At 39.4% G+C, this 19,182-nt stretch carries 13 protein-coding genes; 12 read left to right on the forward strand and 1 reads right to left on the reverse strand.

Going from position 1 to position 19,182, the window contains the following annotated elements; genetic code table 11:
* Positions 1 to 177: 177 nt before the first annotated feature.
* Positions 178 to 414 (forward strand): hypothetical protein, encoded by a 237-nt coding sequence (locus tag EZ456_RS15190; protein ID WP_131531515.1) that lies wholly within the window; start codon positions 178 to 180, stop codon positions 412 to 414.
* A 137-nt stretch (positions 415 to 551) separates the two neighbouring features.
* Here the strand turns inward: EZ456_RS15190 and EZ456_RS15195 are convergent, their stop codons facing one another.
* A complete protein-coding gene (locus EZ456_RS15195; RefSeq protein WP_131531517.1) occupies positions 552 to 1,274 on the reverse strand; it encodes a class I SAM-dependent methyltransferase in 723 nt (240 codons plus the stop codon).
* A gap of 91 nt (positions 1,275 to 1,365) precedes the next feature.
* On the opposite strand from EZ456_RS15195, the gene EZ456_RS15200 reads away from it, so the two are divergent.
* The 11 genes from EZ456_RS15200 (at position 1,366) to EZ456_RS15250 (ending at position 19,175) form a co-directional block, all read left to right on the forward strand.
* Positions 1,366 to 2,253, forward strand: coding sequence for a LysR family transcriptional regulator (locus tag EZ456_RS15200; RefSeq protein ID WP_131531519.1), 888 nt, complete (start codon positions 1,366 to 1,368; stop codon positions 2,251 to 2,253).
* A 1,210-nt stretch (positions 2,254 to 3,463) separates the two neighbouring features.
* Positions 3,464 to 3,682 (forward strand): hypothetical protein, encoded by a 219-nt coding sequence (locus EZ456_RS15205; protein ID WP_131531521.1) that lies wholly within the window; start codon positions 3,464 to 3,466, stop codon positions 3,680 to 3,682.
* A gap of 220 nt (positions 3,683 to 3,902) precedes the next feature.
* Positions 3,903 to 6,944 (forward strand): SusC/RagA family TonB-linked outer membrane protein, encoded by a 3,042-nt coding sequence (locus EZ456_RS15210; RefSeq protein ID WP_131531523.1) that lies wholly within the window; start codon positions 3,903 to 3,905, stop codon positions 6,942 to 6,944.
* 13 nt (positions 6,945 to 6,957) lie between these two features.
* Positions 6,958 to 8,493 (forward strand): RagB/SusD family nutrient uptake outer membrane protein, encoded by a 1,536-nt coding sequence (locus EZ456_RS15215; RefSeq protein ID WP_225876555.1) that lies wholly within the window; start codon positions 6,958 to 6,960, stop codon positions 8,491 to 8,493.
* Positions 8,494 to 8,528: 35 nt separating this feature from the next.
* Entirely contained in the window at positions 8,529 to 9,161 is a 633-nt protein-coding gene (locus EZ456_RS15220) for a hypothetical protein (protein WP_131531525.1), read from the forward strand.
* A gap of 3 nt (positions 9,162 to 9,164) precedes the next feature.
* Positions 9,165 to 10,196 carry a DUF5007 domain-containing protein gene (locus tag EZ456_RS15225; RefSeq protein WP_131531527.1) on the forward strand — a complete coding sequence of 344 codons (1,032 nt, stop codon included), beginning with the start codon at positions 9,165 to 9,167 and terminating at the stop codon, positions 10,194 to 10,196.
* Positions 10,197 to 10,217: 21 nt separating this feature from the next.
* The gene (locus EZ456_RS15230) at positions 10,218 to 13,421 is read left to right on the forward strand and encodes a SusC/RagA family TonB-linked outer membrane protein (RefSeq protein WP_131531529.1); all 3,204 of its coding nucleotides are present in this window, start codon (positions 10,218 to 10,220) and stop codon (positions 13,419 to 13,421) included.
* An 11-nt stretch (positions 13,422 to 13,432) separates the two neighbouring features.
* On the forward strand, positions 13,433 to 14,992 hold the full coding sequence (locus EZ456_RS15235) for a RagB/SusD family nutrient uptake outer membrane protein (protein WP_131531531.1): 1,560 nt from the start codon (positions 13,433 to 13,435) through the stop codon (positions 14,990 to 14,992).
* A 50-nt stretch (positions 14,993 to 15,042) separates the two neighbouring features.
* Positions 15,043 to 15,789 carry a fasciclin domain-containing protein gene (locus EZ456_RS15240; RefSeq protein ID WP_131531533.1) on the forward strand — a complete coding sequence of 249 codons (747 nt, stop codon included), beginning with the start codon at positions 15,043 to 15,045 and terminating at the stop codon, positions 15,787 to 15,789.
* A gap of 10 nt (positions 15,790 to 15,799) precedes the next feature.
* Positions 15,800 to 17,419, forward strand: a complete 1,620-nt coding sequence (locus tag EZ456_RS15245) for a DUF5008 domain-containing protein (protein ID WP_165501337.1) — start codon at positions 15,800 to 15,802, stop codon at positions 17,417 to 17,419.
* Positions 17,420 to 17,447: 28 nt separating this feature from the next.
* Positions 17,448 to 19,175: an alkaline phosphatase family protein gene (locus EZ456_RS15250; protein WP_165501338.1), complete on the forward strand. Its 1,728-nt coding sequence runs from the start codon at positions 17,448 to 17,450 to the stop codon at positions 19,173 to 19,175.
* Positions 19,176 to 19,182: the final 7 nt, after the last annotated feature.

The raw sequence follows: 19,182 nt of genomic DNA on the forward strand, positions 1-19,182 counted from the left end.
TTATTAGCAAACTTAAAACTACTATTGTTAACTCGGGATTAATTTTCAAAGTGGATTTGTCTATCGCTTATAGCCTCAAAAGAAATGGTGCTCTTTGTTAAGTTATGATTATAAAATTGGTTAATGTTAATATAACAATAATTAAATAGTGGCTTTTTATTGTGTTAACTTTGCACCGTGAATTTCCCACTCTACATCTATTACGAACTGCTGATCCGCTTATCTGAAATTGAACCCGAAATCGGTCATTGTGTATCCTCAACCGCAAATGAAGGCGTTTATATACTGCGTACCACAAACGGCACAGTAAAAGTTCCGCTTAACTTTTTAAAGCGACAGTTCGAAGATCCCAATCTGATCAATAAAGACGAATTAGTAGAACTAAATAAAGGTTTTAAGCCTAGCTACGAGTAATTCGGTAAATGGTCAAATAGATCATTTCTAAAAACAAGACAATTTTTTGCTGAAAATAGAATTATCAAATCTATGCTGTAAAGTGTAGCAGAGAATTATGCCAGGTAATAATTGCAATATCACCTGGCATAATCTTTTTATTTTATGGCACCAAATGCTGCAAAATAAGAGTTTTTGTGCAGGATCTCAGTAACGCGAAACCCAACTTTTTGCAACAAAGCCAGTTGATAGTTTAAAGAACGCGGGGTATCTTCATATTCAATATAATCAAATACCTTTTGTTTATATCCTTCACCACCAAGTGTTTCAAGGTAGGCCCCGTATTGATCTTGAAAAAGGTTATCGATCAATGGCGAATCGTGTGCAATGAGATCCGAAATCCAGATACTGCCTCCAGGTTTTAAAGCCTGGTAAACTTTAGTAAAAACCAATTCCCAATCGGCATCTGTACGCAAGTGATGAAATGTTGCAGCAGCAAGTACAATATCGAAATGATTATCGGGTAAATTAAGGTTACGCATATCATCCTGTACAACCGTTATTTTTCCAGTGGTTTGTGCCGATACTCTATCTCTTGCACGTTCTAGCATTGGTAAACTCAAGTCGTTAAGGGTGCAGTTAAGATCTGGAATCTTGCTGAGCATTTTTAACGTGTAATTGCCCGCACCACATCCAATATCCAACAGTTCTTTCGCATTTGGATTAATGTATTTGGCTGCTCCGGTGCAAAGCTCCATGGTTAGTGGCGCATCGATGGTGGTTTGTTGACCGCTTTCTAAGTTCGAGAAACGTTCTACATCGTTATCAAACCTTGTTTTGATTTCTTCATTTGTTGCTTTCTGCGAATAATCTTTATTCATTGCTTTATTTTTTTTGTAAAGTTAGTGCTGTTAATCATATTTGTAAAATATCAATTTTAGCATAAAACAATACTTAATAGGTATTATAGATATGGAACTTAGACACCTGTTGTATTTTAAAACGGTTGCAGAAGAACTTCACTTTACCAAAGCAGCAACCAAACTTTTTATCTCGCAACCTCCTTTGAGCCGGCAGATTAAAGAACTTGAAGAAGAACTCGGTGTACAGCTGTTTACTCGGAGCAATAAGCGGGTTGCGCTAACAAATGCCGGCAAGTATTTTAAGACTGAAGTAGATGCCATGTTTGCCAAACTGGAAGAAAGCAAAGAAATTGTTCGTAAAATTCACGGAGGAGTTAGCGGCGAATTAAAGATTGGCTATATCAGTTCGGTTTATCAATCACACCTGGCAGAAATTTTAAAAATGATGCACCAGGAATTTCCTTACCTGAAAACGAGTTTGTTCGAAGTACCTACACTTACTCAAATTAAAGCGTTAGAACATGGTGGCTTAGATGTAGGGATTTTAAGGGCGCCGGTTTTATCGGAAAAATTGAAAGTAGAATCTTTGTTTTTTGATCCCTTTGTGGTGGTTATTCCTTTAACAGATCTGAAAATTGATGGTCAGCACGAACTTGCCGATTTTTTGAAGAAAAGTCCATTTATATTCTTTAATAAAGATTTTGCACCTCAGTATAACCAGAAACTTATGGAGATTTGCCAGAGAATGGGCTTTAATCCAGACATTACCCACGAGGCCAACAATGTACATTCCATATTACAATTAGTAGAGGCTGGATTGGGCGTGTCTATTTTACCACTGTCGTTAAAAGAGCAATATACACAGTTGAAAGTATCTTTTATTGAATTTGACGCTATTCCTGTTAATACAGAGGTGGTATTGGCCTATAAAGAATCGAATAAAAACCCGGCATTAACCTGGTTTATTAAACATTATACCCAGTTAAAAACTACCTGATTAATTCAAAGCAAAAAAAGAGCCTGTATCATAAAGACAATTTCTCCTCAGATTTTGTCACGTTGAGCATCTCAATGAATCCTATCGTGTGGACACATCTTTTGGGTGTGGATTTTTAGGCGTTATGTTAGCCTGCTTTAATAATACACATGTTTTGCCGAAGAACGCTGTCAATCCCATTGGCAGGGGAATCAAAAAAACAGAGGCAGAAAAGAACAAGTAGCACTACCAAACCTCAAACGCAGTGGTTTTGTGAAAATAACCCTCAAACTTTCATATAGTATAAACGAACAAACCCCGAAGGGCTCAATCAGACCAAAGAAACTATATAAAAGAGCTGATTAAACAAAGTGCCGCTGTTTTTTTGATGAGCTAGGGCTGCGTGGAGCCACCTTGCTGGATTGACAAGGCATTTATTCATCTTTTATTATTGTTTTATTGGCATGAATGAGCTGCGCTAAAGCTACGGTTTTGCATACTTTTGATGCCTCAAAAGTTTGATGCCCTGCGGCATATGAGCAGAAAAATAATTAAATATTTGTCTCCACACCATAGGACTTTCGGGGCAGGTAGTCGAAGACCTTTAATAGCCGAAAACAAAAAAACATTTGTCCTTCGACAGGCTCAGGATGACAATATTTTTTTTATTTTCTCCTTAATTTAATGACATTGGGCGGGAATCTTAATGCAACCTACAAACCCTACTAAGGCATTACAATTCCCAATCAAGTTGGGAATGACGATCCATCACATAATGTCATTATCATGCTAATGTTTTAGCTAAAAACTGAATTCTCAGGATGGCAATTTATTTATGATAGATCCTCTTTTAGATGTAGCAAGCCTCTGTGTTTTCCACTGTTAGTTTCAGTCTCATTTTTATAATTTGGGTGGCTAAATTCGAGACAGCTGTTAGTACGGCCTCATCATTGAGTTACCGAATTACGAATTGAAGCCAGAGTGCAAAGTTTAAACTATCTGGGTTCAATATTCAGCATTAGTGCCGTTTTAAGCTAAATAACTTGGTTTTTAGTGATTTGTGTCCAATTTTCTACCCTTTCTTTAACAATTTTCAACCTTTTTTAAAGGATAATATATCAGTTTTGATTTAACCAAACCCGTATCCTTCTTGGCTTCAGGAAGATATGAAAACATTATAAGTATGTCTATGTAAAGCATTTTTATAAGCAATTAACCAAAACGAACAATTATGAAAAAACAACTACTTCACAAGCCAGATCTTTTGAAGGTTAATCAAGTGCAAATTCTGCGCTATTTCTCCGCTGTGTTTTTCGGCTCCCCCTTTCTGGTACACCTTAAAACTTTAACAGAAATGTTTAATGTGGTGCCTTATCCTAAAACCATGTTGGCAACGCTAAAATTTGACAACATCAAATACTTTCCATTTCAAAATTTAATTCCGAATTAAAGCCTGGGCCAAATTACAAAGGTAAAAACAGCTAAACAGTATCCGCGCCTAAGAAAAAGACCAATAGGATTTGATGGAGAGCAGCTCCATTAGGCTTTGTTATTTCTTTTCCTGAAATATTGCCATAACAATGGTGTGGAGATTATTTGCCTAAACCGAAAGGTTTGGATGGGATTGTATTGCTGTTTTTATATAGTCAAGCCAACAAACATTATTTAAGATGAACGAAAAAAATCAAGAATTGGATCATTACATTGAACAGCTTTCCCCGGTCTGGTTATTTAAAAACAGACCAGGAAAGATGCGCTTATTTTTAATGGTATCGATCATGTTTACCGGTATGATCAGCCTTAAGTCGTACGGAAAAGAAACAGATTACCTTAGTGCGGTTTCCAATAATACCTATTTTCAGGATACCACAAAAAAAGCAAAACAGCCGGTTTCTATCGATTCGGTTGTGTTGGTGAGTTATGTATCTAAAAGAAATGTAGATACCGTAAAACTCAGCAACGTTAGTATTTATCCTTTTATTTCTTTACAGCAAGCATTAAAGAGTAACTCGAAAGGCTTATATGTACAGGAAGTTACAGGCGAACCTGGTAGCGCAGATCAATCGATGTTGTTAAGGGGCTTAAGCAGACCTTTGCTTTCGAAAACCAATGTTGCCGAAGCACAGCCTGCAGTTTTTATCAACGGTATTCCCTTAATTGGCGATAATCCCTTTGTTTATACCATCCAGGAGTATGATTTTTCACCTATTGGACCAGCCACCAATTTATTATCGTCTATCGATTTAGATAATATCCAATCCATAAACGTGATCAGCAATTTGGCTGCTTTATCTATATATGGCCCACGCGCTGCAAACGGTGCAATATTAATTACCACCAAAAATGCACACCAGGGCAACCGCGAAATTTCTATTAACAGCTATTACGGCTATGCGACCAAAAATAAGGTAAGCACCACCAACGGGCGAGACGAAAGCCTTTTAAGGCGTACTTTTTATAATAAATATGCCACTGCCGAAGATTTTGATAAATACCCTTCGTATTTGGCAGATGCAACTAACGAAAACTACTATGGCCGATCAGACTGGACCGACCTTTACTATAAAAACTCGGCCTTACATACCATAAATGCCAGTATAACAGGCGGAACATCAAGATCTAATTTCAGGTTTTTTGCCGGTAACACTTCTAATGCAGGTAATGCCGACGATACACGGCTAAACAGATACAACGCATCATTTTTTATTAATGTACTTCCCCTAAAATGGCTCACCATATCAACCATGGTTAATGCCACACGGTTAAACCGGGATAGGAACCGCTCGTTAAGAGATCGTTTTGCCGAAATGCAATATGTTCCGGATTTGATTAGCCCAATAGCGCCCAACAAAAATATTTATGGCAACTATTTAAGTGAATATGAAAATAAAACCATCGATAATAACATTAATAATGTAATTCAGGGCTCGTTCTCTGCTAATGCAAAGTATAAAAACTTCGATTTCATTACCCGGATATCATTCGATTATAATGAGGGGATGAGAGATTTATTTTATCCTACAACTTTAATGGATGGGAACAATTATGTATCCAATTTTTACGCTTATAACCAACGTTTAAATGTTGATAATTCGCTTGCTTACAATTTTACATTAAATAAAATCCATGTTTTTAAAGCATTGTTTGGCCATACACTTTCGCTCGATGTGAACAAGTACAATTACCTGCAAGGTTATAAAGGCACCAGCGATTACATCAGGATCAATAGTGTAGATGGCGATATTAGCCATAGCGATTATTTGCAGCCTGAAGGTTTTTACACCAAAAAGTTTACCGACAAACAGAAAATCAATGTAAGTTCTCTGTACAGCAGCTTTGATTATACCTTAAACAACGAGTTTTTTGCCACCCTAATTGCCCGTACCGATGGTGCATCGAACATGCAGGCCAATAACAGATGGTTTTTTTCGCCATCGTTGAGCACCAAATGGGATATTACCAAATACATTAAGACCCAAAAATCTATCCTTAGCAGCTTAAACCTAAACGCCTCATACGGCAGGTTGGGTACCCTTAATATTATCGATCAGTATGGTGCTGGCCCTCAATATGTAACTGATTTAGGCTGGAGTTCAAATAAATCGGTGGGCTCGTATGGTGGTATTGGTACTTTATCCAGACCGTATAGCTCGGGCTGGATTGGTTATGATATTCCCTGGGCTTATGTAGAAGAGCTTGATCTTGGCGTAGATGGAGCCTTTTTTAACAGCAGGTTGCAAACCAGATTATCTTTCTATTCTAAAAACAATAAACGGATGATTTTGGGGGTGCCGGTTAATGCCGAATCGGGATACACCAAGGAGTACAAAAGCGGACTGGATGTAAATAACAAAGGAATTGAGCTTGCTGTTTCGGCCGAAATATTGAAAGCCAAGACCAATAAACTGGGCTGGACAACAGACTTTAACATTGCTTTCAATAAAAATACGCTGAAAGCATTGCCAAACAACCTTAAAGAAATTACCATCGGAACACAAAAACTAACCGTTGGAAAACCGATAGACCAGATATTGGTGCTGCAAAGTCAGGGCGTTTATCAAACCGATGTTGATGTTCCGGTAAACCCGGCCAACTTTCAGATCATGAGCTATAAAGGGCTGAAGCTTCACGGAGGAGATCCTAAATGGAAAGACCAGAATGGCGACTATGTAATTGATGAAAACGATAAAGTTGCCATGGGCGGTTATTTGCCAAGGATAGTGGGGAATTTTAATAGTACGCTTAATTACAAAGGTTTTAACCTCGATTTTAACATCTATTTTGCCTTAAAAAGAAGTATCATCAATCAATCAGCTGCAAATCAGCTCGATTTCATTAACAAAACCGGAAATAACAACATCAATTCTGTAAATGAGATTACTTTTTGGCAAAAAGGAATTAATGTTGCTGATTATCCTATTTATAACCCATGGAGTGCTGTTCAGTCGTACCGCACAGATCAGGATATTTTTGTTGAAAACGGATCATATGCAAAATTAAGGTCGGTTTCTTTAGGGTACGACATTTCCAAATTCAAATACTTCAGCAAAAGCTTCAGGAAAATTTATGTGTATGCCTCGGCGCTTAATGTATATACCCTAAAAAGTTATACCGGGGGTGATCCAGAGCTGGTTAACTATGTTGGTGAAGATACGGGCTATGGCCTGCCGTTGCCGAGAACATTCACACTAGGTTTAAAAATTGATTTATAAGCACCAAATAATCATGTATAATAAAATAATACCATCAAGAAGCGTATTCAAAGCAGTCCTATTAATGCTGTTCAGTACAGTATTTATATCGGCCTGCAATAAAAAACTGGATATTGATTCTACCCACCTGGTAAATGAAAGCAATAACTGGAAAAGTTTAGCCGATGCCCGTTCGGCATTATTGGGTTCTTATGGCCTGTTAAGAGCTGCATTGGCAGATAATAATGCACATTGGTTATATGGCGATGTACGGATGGGTGATTTTAAAGCTACCTCCCGATTGGATTTAAAAGCCATTACCGAAAATAATTTAAACGCGCCATATCCGGTTGTAAAATCGCTGAGCAACTGGCGTAAATTTTATGCTGTAATTAACAGCTGTACGGTTTTTATCGACCGTGCCGGAGAAATTCTAAAAAACGACAAACAGTATACCGAAGAAAATTATAAGGTAGATGTTGCCCAAATGAAGGCTTTAAGGGCATTTACCTATTTTTATATGGTCCGTATATGGGGCGATATTCCCCTAATTACAGCCTCTACAGATGGTAATTTTACAGAACGCCCAAGAGTAGCAGGCGAAATTGTATTACAGTTTGCTACCAACGAACTGTTAAGCATCGTAAATAATCTGCCATATCGCTATGGGGCAATAGAAAATGGTTTTAACCAGCAAAACTATTATGGAAAAGTAGCGCCTTATTGGGATGGTATTTTATTCAACCAGATTTCTGCCTATTCAATTCTGGCGCACATTGCTGCATGGCAGGGTAAATACCTCGATGCGGTAGCTTATTCAAAGTTTGTGATGACCAATTTTGGCTTAAGTGGTGGTGTGTATACCACAACCACAAACTTGACCAAGGTAGATGGCCTGTTTTATGGTAATAATGCATCCCAGCTGGTAGGCTTTCCTTTTAATTACAATACAACGGAAATGAGCACTATAGGCCATATGGAAGATTTGGCCTTGGCTGCACCCATTATCGCCAAAGCTGTTCCGCAGATTAAAATGCCCGATGATGTAATTGCTTCCATATTTAACGAACCTAACGATCTGAGGTTTAGGTTCGATCCGCTAACGGGTTTACCGGTATCTGATTATTTCAGTGGATACGGAACTTCGAATACCGTATTCAGCAAAATAAAGTGCATCAGAAATGCCTCAACCGATGGCTCATTGGCCATTTATAGCTCAGCTTTAATCTTTACAAGGATAGAAGAAATTACCCTGCTCTATGCTGAATCGTTGGCTGCAATAGGCAGTATGGATGATGCTACAGATGCTTTAGATATTGTTCGGAACAATAGGGGCATAGGCCTTTACAAAGGTGCCAATGCAGGATTGATCGATGCCATTTTTGCAGAACGTAGAAGAGAATTAATGGGCGAAGGCTGGAGATGGTACGATTTGGTGAGATATAACAAACTGAAAAACAACGATGCAAAGTTTTTAGACCTGATAAAAAAGGGTGGTATATACTGGCCTATTGATGAAGAGGTACTAAACACCAATACAAAAATTACACAAAACGAATATTGGAGGTAATGATGATAAAAACTATTAAAAATATAGCAGTCTGTATGGCCATAACACTGTTTATACTTTCCTGCAAAAAGGGAGATGACGGGGCATACAATTACGAAAATGAGGCAAACGTGTTCGATGGTAATGCATACGCTTACCTAAAATCGCAAACCGGACAGTACGATTCGCTGCTTAAAGTGTGCGACCGCGTCACCTGGGTAAAAGATACCTTAACAAACAGCAAAGCGATTACTTTTTTTTCGCTTACCAACCGAAACTTTTCGATTGCCTTAAACGCGCTTAATAATTTAAGGATAAGCCAAAATAAAAAAGCGTTGGGCATTTCCACCCTGGATGTAGACCAACTGGGGATTTTATTGGACCGTTACATTGTTAGAAAAAAAATAACCACTGATAGCTTACACTTTGCCGATGGTGCATTTTTAACCAGCACACATTTTAATTATGGAATGAATGCGCAGGAGCTAAACTCAAATGCCAGCGGATATGTTTTTGGCGGACCAAAAGGGGTAGTGTACAGCGATATTAAAAACTCGCAGTACACCAAAGAATGGAAGTCGGCTACTACACAGGCGGTAAATATTGCAACCAATAATGCAATCATACATGTGCTTTCTGCTTCCCACGAATTCGGTTTTGGCGAGTTCCTAATCAGATTAAATAAATAAATCATGAATAATATGATATCAAAAAATAAATCATTTGCCTTATTCTTTGTCGCTATTGGCGTATTGGCCATATTTAGCTGCAAAAAATTATTGCCGAGCGATAGTGATGCCTTTAATAAAGATGCAGGTTTTAAACAAACCACCTACAGGCCTATACTGGGGCGTACCACATTAATGGGGGATAATTTCAACATAGAAAGTTCGTCTTTGCCCTTAACTTTCAAAATCGTAGCGATGCGCAATGGCGACGGCCAGACCAGCCCTGAGCTTTTAAAGCCTTTCCCGGTACTGGTATGGAAAAAAGCTTACGATGGAAGCGAAAAATCTATTCAGGAAATAGAAAATAAACGCACTACAGAACAGCACACTTTATTTGAGGTTGGCGAACACTCAGGCGAATTTATTATGTGGGCTGAGGCCAAGAGCAATATTGTTAAAGCACTTCCCGATTCGGGTTATGTTTTTGATGTAGAAGTTGCTAACAATGGCGGGCGTAAGTATTTCAATAACCTGGTATTACAGCCACAGCGAGAATTGCCTTACGAGCCAAACAGAATAAACCCACTAACGGGAGCCAATACCGGCGGTACCATTACACCTTCTACCATGGCTGGTATTTTCGGCGAAAAATCGGGTCAGCCTTTAAGCTCCAATGATGTTACCATATTGTTTAATAAAATAGGCGAGGGTAATTCGCTTTCCTTTAAGTTTTTAGATACGCTATTAAAGCCTATTGATCCAGCCAAATTTAAACTCACCAACTGGACTAAGCTGGTGCATGGTTTCAACCTGAAAATGACACCAACATCGGTTAAATACGATGTGGCTTACCCAATCCCTTTGGTACAGATTCCAACGCCTTACACCAATGCCGCAGGATCTAGGGCCCGTGTAGCCTTTTCGTATGATCGGATTGGTTTTGGAGGCTTTAGGGTAGAGGCCAACCTGGGTTTAGACTTTGCCATTTTCGAAAAGGGGGATTGGGAAATCGTAATCTGGTTTAATAAGGATAACCCCAGGTTTACTAACGATTAGCACCAGAAAAATAAGTTGAACATGAGTTTTTATTATACAGATATGGCTAAAAAATACATATTAAATTTATTGCTGTTAATTACGTTAACGGTATTGGGCAGCTCAGCGTGGGCCCAAAACCTGATCAGCGTAAGGGGCAAGGTTGTAGATAAGGGAGATGGTAATGGCATACCGGCCGTAACCATTATTGCGAGTACGGCAACCAGGGCAATAGGAATGACCAGAGATGATGGTTCATTTACCATTAGCGTACCAGATAACGCAACCCTTACCTTTAAATACCTGAATTATAAAGATGTTACCGTAAAGTTAAATGGTAAAAACGACCTGAAAATCTTGATGGTTGAAGATCTTACCACTTTAGAACAAGTTAATATTACTGTTGGTTACGGCCAAAAAACAAAAGAAACCGTAATGGGTGCAGTAACTTCACTCAGGGGGAAAGATATACAGGATGTTCCGGTGAGTAATGTTGCCGAGCTTTTTCAGGCCAAAGTACCAGGCTTAAACATCCAGAATAATACGGGTAGTCCGGGAGCGGCACCCAGTATTAACATGCGGGGTTTATCAGGCATTAGTGTAACCGGATCAGGTGATAATGCATTTTTAACACCCACTTCACCACTGTTTGTAATTGATGGGGTGCCTGTTGATTTAAATACTGACTATCAGTACGGATTTTCCAGTAATGGTCCTGGCATTAGTCCTTTATCATTAATCCCTGCTGAAGATATAGAAGAAATCCTTTTCTTAAAAGATGCAAGTGCAACAGCATTATATGGGGCACAGGGTGCTTATGGTGTAATTTTGATCAATACCCGCAGAGGTAAATCAAAAACCCCGATTATTCAGTATTCTACTAACTTTTTCTTTAATACCCCACCAAAACTACGTCAGGTTATTGGTGGGGCTGCTGAGAGTAATTTAAGGCTATGGGAAATTTATACTTATGGTGCCAACCTATACTCGGCCAGGCAGAGTATTGATAATACCCCAATGTTGGCCGATAGTTTAAATGCTTTTTATAATAACTCTACAGATTGGCAGAGTATTTTTTACCGGTCTACCTATAACCAACAGCATAACGTAAATGCAAGCGGTGGTGATGACTCTTTTAATTATAAAATTAACCTGGGTTATTACGACGAAAAGGGGATACAGGAGAATACAGGTTTTACCAGGTACTCGCTAAGCATGAACACCCGTTACAAACCGAGTCCGAAATTTAATGTAAACCTTATTCTTTCCAGTAGTTTGGGCAATAGCCAGAAAGGCAGCGGCAACGGGATTCTCCAAACAGGAGTTGCCGCTGGTGCAGGTTCATCCTCACTATTACCTGGCCCAAGTTTAATTAACAGTAATCCGGCCTTGGGGGCGTTAATTGTCGATAACGATAATAAAGCCGGTAATATAAAAACGAGTGTAGAAGCGCGGTACGAGTTTCTTACCGGTATGGCTGTTTCCAATATCACCAGTTACGATTATTCGATGGGAACAACCGAAACCTTTAACCCGGCCATATTGAATAACAACGTTGCAGGCGTATACTCGTATAACGATAAGCGGAGCACACTTTACAACAGGGCAATGGTTAGTTTCAATAAATCATTGCAAAAGGAAGTTCATAATATCGGTGCCTATGTGTTTTCCGAAATTTATGTCCGAAATTTCCAGGCGCATGCCATTCAGCAGGATCAATATACCAACGACCAGTATCAAGGGCCTTTTGGTACAGCTGCAGCGAGTTCACTTGGGGGGATATTGGATAATTATACCGATTCTAAAGCTGCTTCACTAGCCGCAAGTTTATCATATAACTACAAAACAAAATACCTGATAGAAGCCACATTCCGTTTAGATGGAACCTCGAGCACAGGCCTTAATGCACCATGGGCTAAAAACCCTTCATTGGCCTTGAAATGGAATTTCAATAAAGAAAATTTCCTGGCCGATTCTAAATGGCTCGATGTAGGTATGCTTAGGCTTTCTTGGGGTAGAAATATTGCACCGGTTGGCAACGTATTTGACGCCAACGGAACATACGATTATTATGGTAACTATAACGGTATACCCACCACCGCCATTGATTTTAACAATCTTCCAAACATTAAATTATTACCAACCACAACCACACAATACAACGCAGGTTTAGATTTAAACCTGTTTAAAAATAGGATTACATTAAATTTTGATACCTATTACAAAATGGTTGATAACCAGTTATGGGAGAAAAACATTACTACCCATAATGCCTTTACCAAGCTAAAAACCAACGAAGTAAGCAATGTTAATTATGGTTATGAACTGGCGCTTAGTTTTAGGCCTTTACCAGCCAGTAGCAAAGTTAACTGGTCTGTTAGTATAAACGGAGCCTACAATAAAGAAAAAATTACTGCACTTCCTGATGCTACCCGACAACTTTTATTAGATGGAGGCGCCACTGGTCAAGCCATATTGTACAGGCTGGGCCGAAACTCGTTAACCAATATCCTGTATAACTTTAAAGGGGTATTTTCTACCGATGATGATGTTCCGGTTAACCCTGCCAACGGAACCCGTTACCACACTTTTAATGGTTCAACCCCAGTGTATTTCAAGGCAGGAGATCCTTATTATGCTGATATTAATGGCGATTATGTGCTCGATTCGAAAGATATGGTTGGTGCAGGTAACTCGCAGCCATTAATTAACGGTGGTATAAGCAGTTTCGTTTCTTACAAAGGCTTTTCGCTTAATGTAATTATGGCCTACACCTGGCACAGAGACATTCTGAACAACCCATTGGCGGCAAGTTTCCAGAATTTCTCCTCACCATTTTCGGCAAACAATTTAGTACCGATAACAGAATACAACATCTGGCGCCAATCGGGCGATGTGGCCAGCTACCCTAACCCTTACGATTATTTACGTTATGGTAATTATTCGGCTTCGGCTTCCGATAAATCGACCCAGTTTTTGCCTTTCCGTTATAATCAAACCCTGTTTCAGGAAGATGGCTCCTATTTAAAACTGGCTACGGTAACCGTTGGTTACACTTTTAAGCCCGAAGTAACAAAACAATTGGGTATCACCAGTTTAAGGGTGTATGGTACAGCCAATAACATCCACACTTTTAGTTTTTATTCGGGTGCCGACCCTGAAAATGTGAGTTCGCTGGGGAGAGATAACTCCGGCGGTTACCCCGTGAGGAGAACATACGCTTTAGGCTTAAACATTCAATTATAAACAGGATAACGATGAAAAAAATAATATATATACTATCAGCATTACTGCTACTGAGTGTAAATTTTAGCTGCAAAAAATTCTTAAATGTTGAGCCGCTAAGCAAATTATCGGGTAATAATTACTGGAAAAACGATGGTGATGCAGAGGGCTTTGCATTGGGGCTTTACCGTTCGTTTAGAGAGGCCACCATGCAAAGTGTCCTTTTCGAAATCGGAGATACCCGTTGTGGCTGGGCCATACCATCAACAAAAGGTTATCCACCACGGATCGATTTTACCTATATGGCTACCAATAACCTAAAAATGGCCATTGCAGCAAGAGCCGATCGCTCTTTGCCAGGTTATGAGGCCAATGCCATTAACGAGTGGTTTCAGCTTAACTCACGCTATGATTTAATCCAGAAATGGTTGCCTTTTTATAAAGTAATCCAATCGGCCAATATTATGGCAAAAGAAGTAGAAGCCATGCCCGATGCAGCCATTTCGCCGGCAAGAAAGAAACAGTTTATTGCTGAAGCTGTTTTTATGCGCTGCGTATCTTATTTCTTTTTAGTAAGACTATTTGGCGATGTACCGTATTACACCGATGCTTACAACCAGGAGGCGCTGCCCCGTACCAATATGGTAAAGGTTTTAAAAGGCTGTTTGACCGATTTGGCCGCAGTTAAAAATGATTTGCCATGGACCTACAACGATCCAACTTTTAAAGGCATAAGGGCGATGCGTGGCGGTGCAATAGATTTAATGATGCATATGAATATGTGGTGTGCTGGTTTCGATGCCGCCAATGCCATTTCTTATTACAACCAGGTTGATGAGCTGGGTAATGAACTACAGAATATCGGTGTCGACCAGGAAAAGGCCTACCGCTTACTACCTATCGAACAAACTTACCTGGTGATGTTCGGTAAATCGCAGGAAAGCCTGTTCGAGATACAGTTGAGCGATAATACTGGCGAAAATACTGCGAAACTCAGGTATAAATACTCTTTCTCGGTGGTTCATAATCCATTCTTCGCCAGTAGCGACAGACCCGTGAGCGAATTGGTCTACAACGGTGATTTTATGAAGAAAATATATCCGGAAAGTGCTACCGATAAACGTAAAACCATTTGGTTTGACGAAAACATATACGATCAGACCGGGCTTTGGCAGTTCTACAAATTTTATAATAGGGCAGCTTTGGTACAGTTTAGCGATGATAACCCGATTATTTTCAGGTTGGCCGATGCCATTTTATTACATGCAGAAGCTTTGGCCGAATTGGGCCGCGATGGCGAAGCTGCTACTTTGCTCAATGTAATCAGGGCCAGGGCTGGTGCCGATGCTTTTCCCGCAAACCCTGGAGAAGGAAAGATAAAAGATGCCATATTTTTAGAAAGAGCAAAAGAATTAATGGGCGAGGGGCATCATTTTTATGACCTGGTGCGTACTAAAAAGATCCTCGATCCAAAATTTACCCCAAACCCGCTTTCGTTTTCGGCATTTCAGGCCGGTGCATGGACCTGGCCCATCGATCCAAGTGCATCCATCAATAATCCTCATATGACTTTGAATAACTATTGGAAATAATAAGCAATAAAGCAAATAATACGATTTAACCTATTAAAAGAATAGATTCAATGAATAAGTTTAACAAAAACACAGTACTGCTAACACTTGCCCTAATCATTGTGAGTTTAGCCTTTAGCTGTAAAAAATATGAACATTATATAGATGGAGGGGTAAAAGAAGCCAAATTTGATGGTACCATATTACAATACCTCCAATCGAAACCCCTGCATTTTGACACCCTTACGCAGGTGATTAAAATAGCAGGTATGGAAAGTGTTTTCAGTAATGATAACATTACATTTTTTGCACCTACCGATCCAACAATCGGCAAAGCTATCCGCACCTTAAATAAAGAACTCTTATCAACAGGAAAAGATACCGTAACCAAACTGACTGATGTAAAACCAGCGGTATGGAAAACCATACTTTCTTTATACCTGTTTAAAGGAACCAACCGACTTAAAGATTATAACCAGGTTGATACACTGGCACTGAACACCTATAAGGGACAGGGCTACCTTTCTTACAATAGCACGCCAATGAACATTGGAGTGGTGTACAACGATGCGGTAACAAATGCTGGCACTGCGACAGAAGTAAGGGTAAAATATGCCGGCTACAGGCAGGTGATGATTTCTTATATCCCGGATTTATCGAGACCACAGGCCTTTTGGATTAATGCACTTGTGGCTTCATCAGATATCAATCCCACAAACGGAATTGTCCATGCACTCAAAATCGAAAAGCACTCCTTTGGCTTTAACAGCAACTACTTTAATTCGATAGCGATAGAAAATGGAATTGGGAATTTATAAAAACATAAATATGTTAAGAAATAGACAAATTTTCGGTAAAAGTACCAGCTTAAATACATGGATGGCCTGTATGTTATTACTGGTACTTTCTATCTCATCCTGCAAAAAGGCAAATCCCATAAGCGAAGATCCCTATGCAGGGGGTAAAGAAACATTGGGTATAAAATTCTTATCGGATGTATCTGATACAGAAGATGTAAACGGGGTTACCCAGATTACGTTTGAGGTAAACGGTTTAATGCCTTTTAAAGATAAAGTGAAATTCTACATCAACGATACCGAAGCCACCATCACCAAAATAACCGATAAAACTATTACTGTTCTTTTTCCAGCTGGTGCAAGTACAGGCGGGACCACGCTTGTGGTTGATGATCAGATATTTTTTGGTCCAGCCTACAGGGTGGATGGTAAGGTTGAAGTAGATGCCACTTTTGCCACCAATACCGATTTTGCGTTTATTAGGCAGGTTTTACCTTTGCCTAATGGCAATTTAGTAATGGTTGGATTCTTTAATAATTATATGGCTGCAGCTACAATTAAAAAGCCCATAAACAATATTGTTTTAATCAATGCTAATGGCTTTATCACTAAAGGGTTTCTAACCGGTAAAGGGGCAAATAATGCAATTTCTTCTATTGTGAGGCTGCCGACAGGTCAGTTCCTTGTGGGCGGTAGCTTAACCAAATACAACGACCGTGATGGCATTAACAGTATCACCAGATTAAATTCGGATGGCTCTTTGGATTCATCGCGTGTCGAGGTGGTAGGCAACAGTTCAGACCGTTCATATGATACTGTGGCTACTTTCAATGGAGGGGTCCTTGGTAATGTAAGCAAGGTTTTTAATTATAACAACAGCATTTATGCGATAGGTAGCTTTAATAACTATGCCGAGTATTTCTACGAACGTTCGACTAGGGATAACAAGGTTGTTGGGTACACGCCACTTAATGGATTGCTGAAAATGACTATGAGCGGTAAGATGGATTCTACCTACAATTTTAATAAATCGGCTAACCAGCCTTATCAGGCCGGCAACGGTTCTATCAGTGATGCGCTGATGCAGAGCGATGGTAAGATTATCCTAGTGGGTTCCTTTACAACTTATCAAGGTTTAAACACTGGCCGGATTGTAAGAATAGGCACAGACGGGCTAGTAGATGCAACCTATCCATCTGGAACAGGAGCGGATGATGCGATAAACGCCATTACGTATAGCGCAACTTCGGGCAAATATCTTGTTGCGGGTATTTTTAATAATTACAATGGTTTTGCAACAAAAGGCCTGGTGATGTTAAATGCTGATGGTACGATAGATAAAAAACTGGTGCTAAAACAGATTGAAGGTGGAAGTATTGGAAAAGCTTATCAGCTAAAAAGCGGCAAATTACTGGTATTCGGATCTTTTAAAAAATACGATGGTATTATCAGGCAGGGTTTCATGATCTTGAATCCCGATGGAAGCCTAGCTGCAGGATACAACAACACAGGTAAGTTTCAGGGCATAGTAAACGATGTGTACGAAAGTGTAGATATTTTCGGAAACCCCACCGCACTTATTGCCGGTGCAATTTCTCTTTTCGATAACCAGCAGGTTTCAGGTGCTGTCCGCATCTCTATAAAGCCATAAAATAATGTTGTTATTAAATAATCATACAATGAAAAGTAAAATAGAAAAGTCAACATTTATAGTGAAACTAACGGCCGTTTTAGTCGTTTTAATGATTTCTATAATTTCTTGTAATAAAGAATTAACCGATAGAAAGGATTTCTCTAACAATACCGGGGGCAATGTTATTGATGCACAGCAGCAAAAAGTATTGTACGTTATTGTGGATGGCGCCAGGGGAGAGTCGGTTTTTAAATCCTCAACCCCCAATTTATCCAAAATGATCAAGAATGGCATGTTTACCATTAATGCTGTGTCTGATGAAAACGGATTAAGCGCTACTTCGTGGGCAGATATGCTTACGGGCGTAGATAAAACCAAACATAAGGTGATTAGTGAGGATTTTTCGAACAATAAACTTACCGATTATCCAATGTTCTTTAAACGGGTTAAAGACAATACCAGTTTAAGAACAGCTGCTTTTAGTATTTCTCCGGCACTTAGTACAAAACTGGTTACTCATGCAGATGTAAACACTTCCTTGCCGAATGATGAGGCAGTAAAAACAGCAACACTGGCTGAATTAGCCAATAATAATGCGGCAGTTGTACTTGCTGAATTTCAAGGGGTAGATAAGGCAGGTGCACAATATGGTTACGATGCCAGTGTACCTCAATATGCAGCCGCAATAACCAATATCGATACTTACATTGGCGAGCTAAATACCGCCATTAAAGCACGCCCTAACTTTAGCAAAGAAAACTGGCTTATCGTAATTGCATCAAATAAAGGGGGAGATTATCCGGTAATACCAGCTTTAATGGATCAAACCTTGTATAGTAAGCCCTTGTTAAATGGCTTTGTTATCCTTTACAACCCTAATTTCAAATCTACCATTTACAACAAACCTGCTAATTTAAATTCATTACCCTATTTAGGAAGTTATGGGAAATTAAATGGCGATACCATTGCCAGTGTTGATGCTGCCAAATCGAACCTCTATAATTTTGGTACAACCGGAGAGTATACGGTAGAGTTTAAATTAAAAGTTCAATCGTTTGGGACCTTAAATGCACCTATATTTTTTAAAACATCCAGTCCGGCCAACGCTGCCACTGGTTGGTGGATTATCCACAACGGATCGAACGGTACATGGAGGCTGGGTGGTTTGGCTTCTGCTGCAATATCTACCCCAACTACCAAAGCTATGGAAGTTAACCAATGGTATAACATTGGCTTCAAAATCTACTTTGTGGGTACTGTGAGGTATGTACAACTATATCAGGATGGCGATCCAATTGGTTCTCCGACGGTAATCACGGGAAGGACTGTAAACAACAGCGAGCCTTTGGTTGCTGGCTACCGTTCAGGTTTCGGTAACAGCGCAACACAGTTTATAACTGATATTAGAATCTTTAACGCCGCCGTTCCCGATGCCGTTATAAAAGATTTTGCCTGTCAGGTACTTTTAGATAGTAGGCATCCCAATTATAATAACCTCATCGGTTATTGGCCGGCACTCGATGGCGCCGGTACCCTGATTAAAGACCAGAGCAAATCGAAAAATGATTTTGTTTTTCAGAAATCTACCCAGTGGCTGAGCTTTGAGGATTACGACAATAAATTCTGCATCAAGCCAACACCAGAGCTATATAAAATAGTACCAAGAGGTATCGATATACCACGATTTATTTTAGGCTGGCTGAACATAAATGCAACGGGTTTTAACCTCGATGGAAAAGTTTGGACACCGATTTACACTAATATTTTAAAATAACTGAGCC

Origin of the sequence: Pedobacter psychrodurus (assembly GCF_004331735.1) — a bacterium.
Classification (GTDB): Bacteria; Bacteroidota; Bacteroidia; order Sphingobacteriales; family Sphingobacteriaceae; genus Pedobacter; species Pedobacter psychrodurus.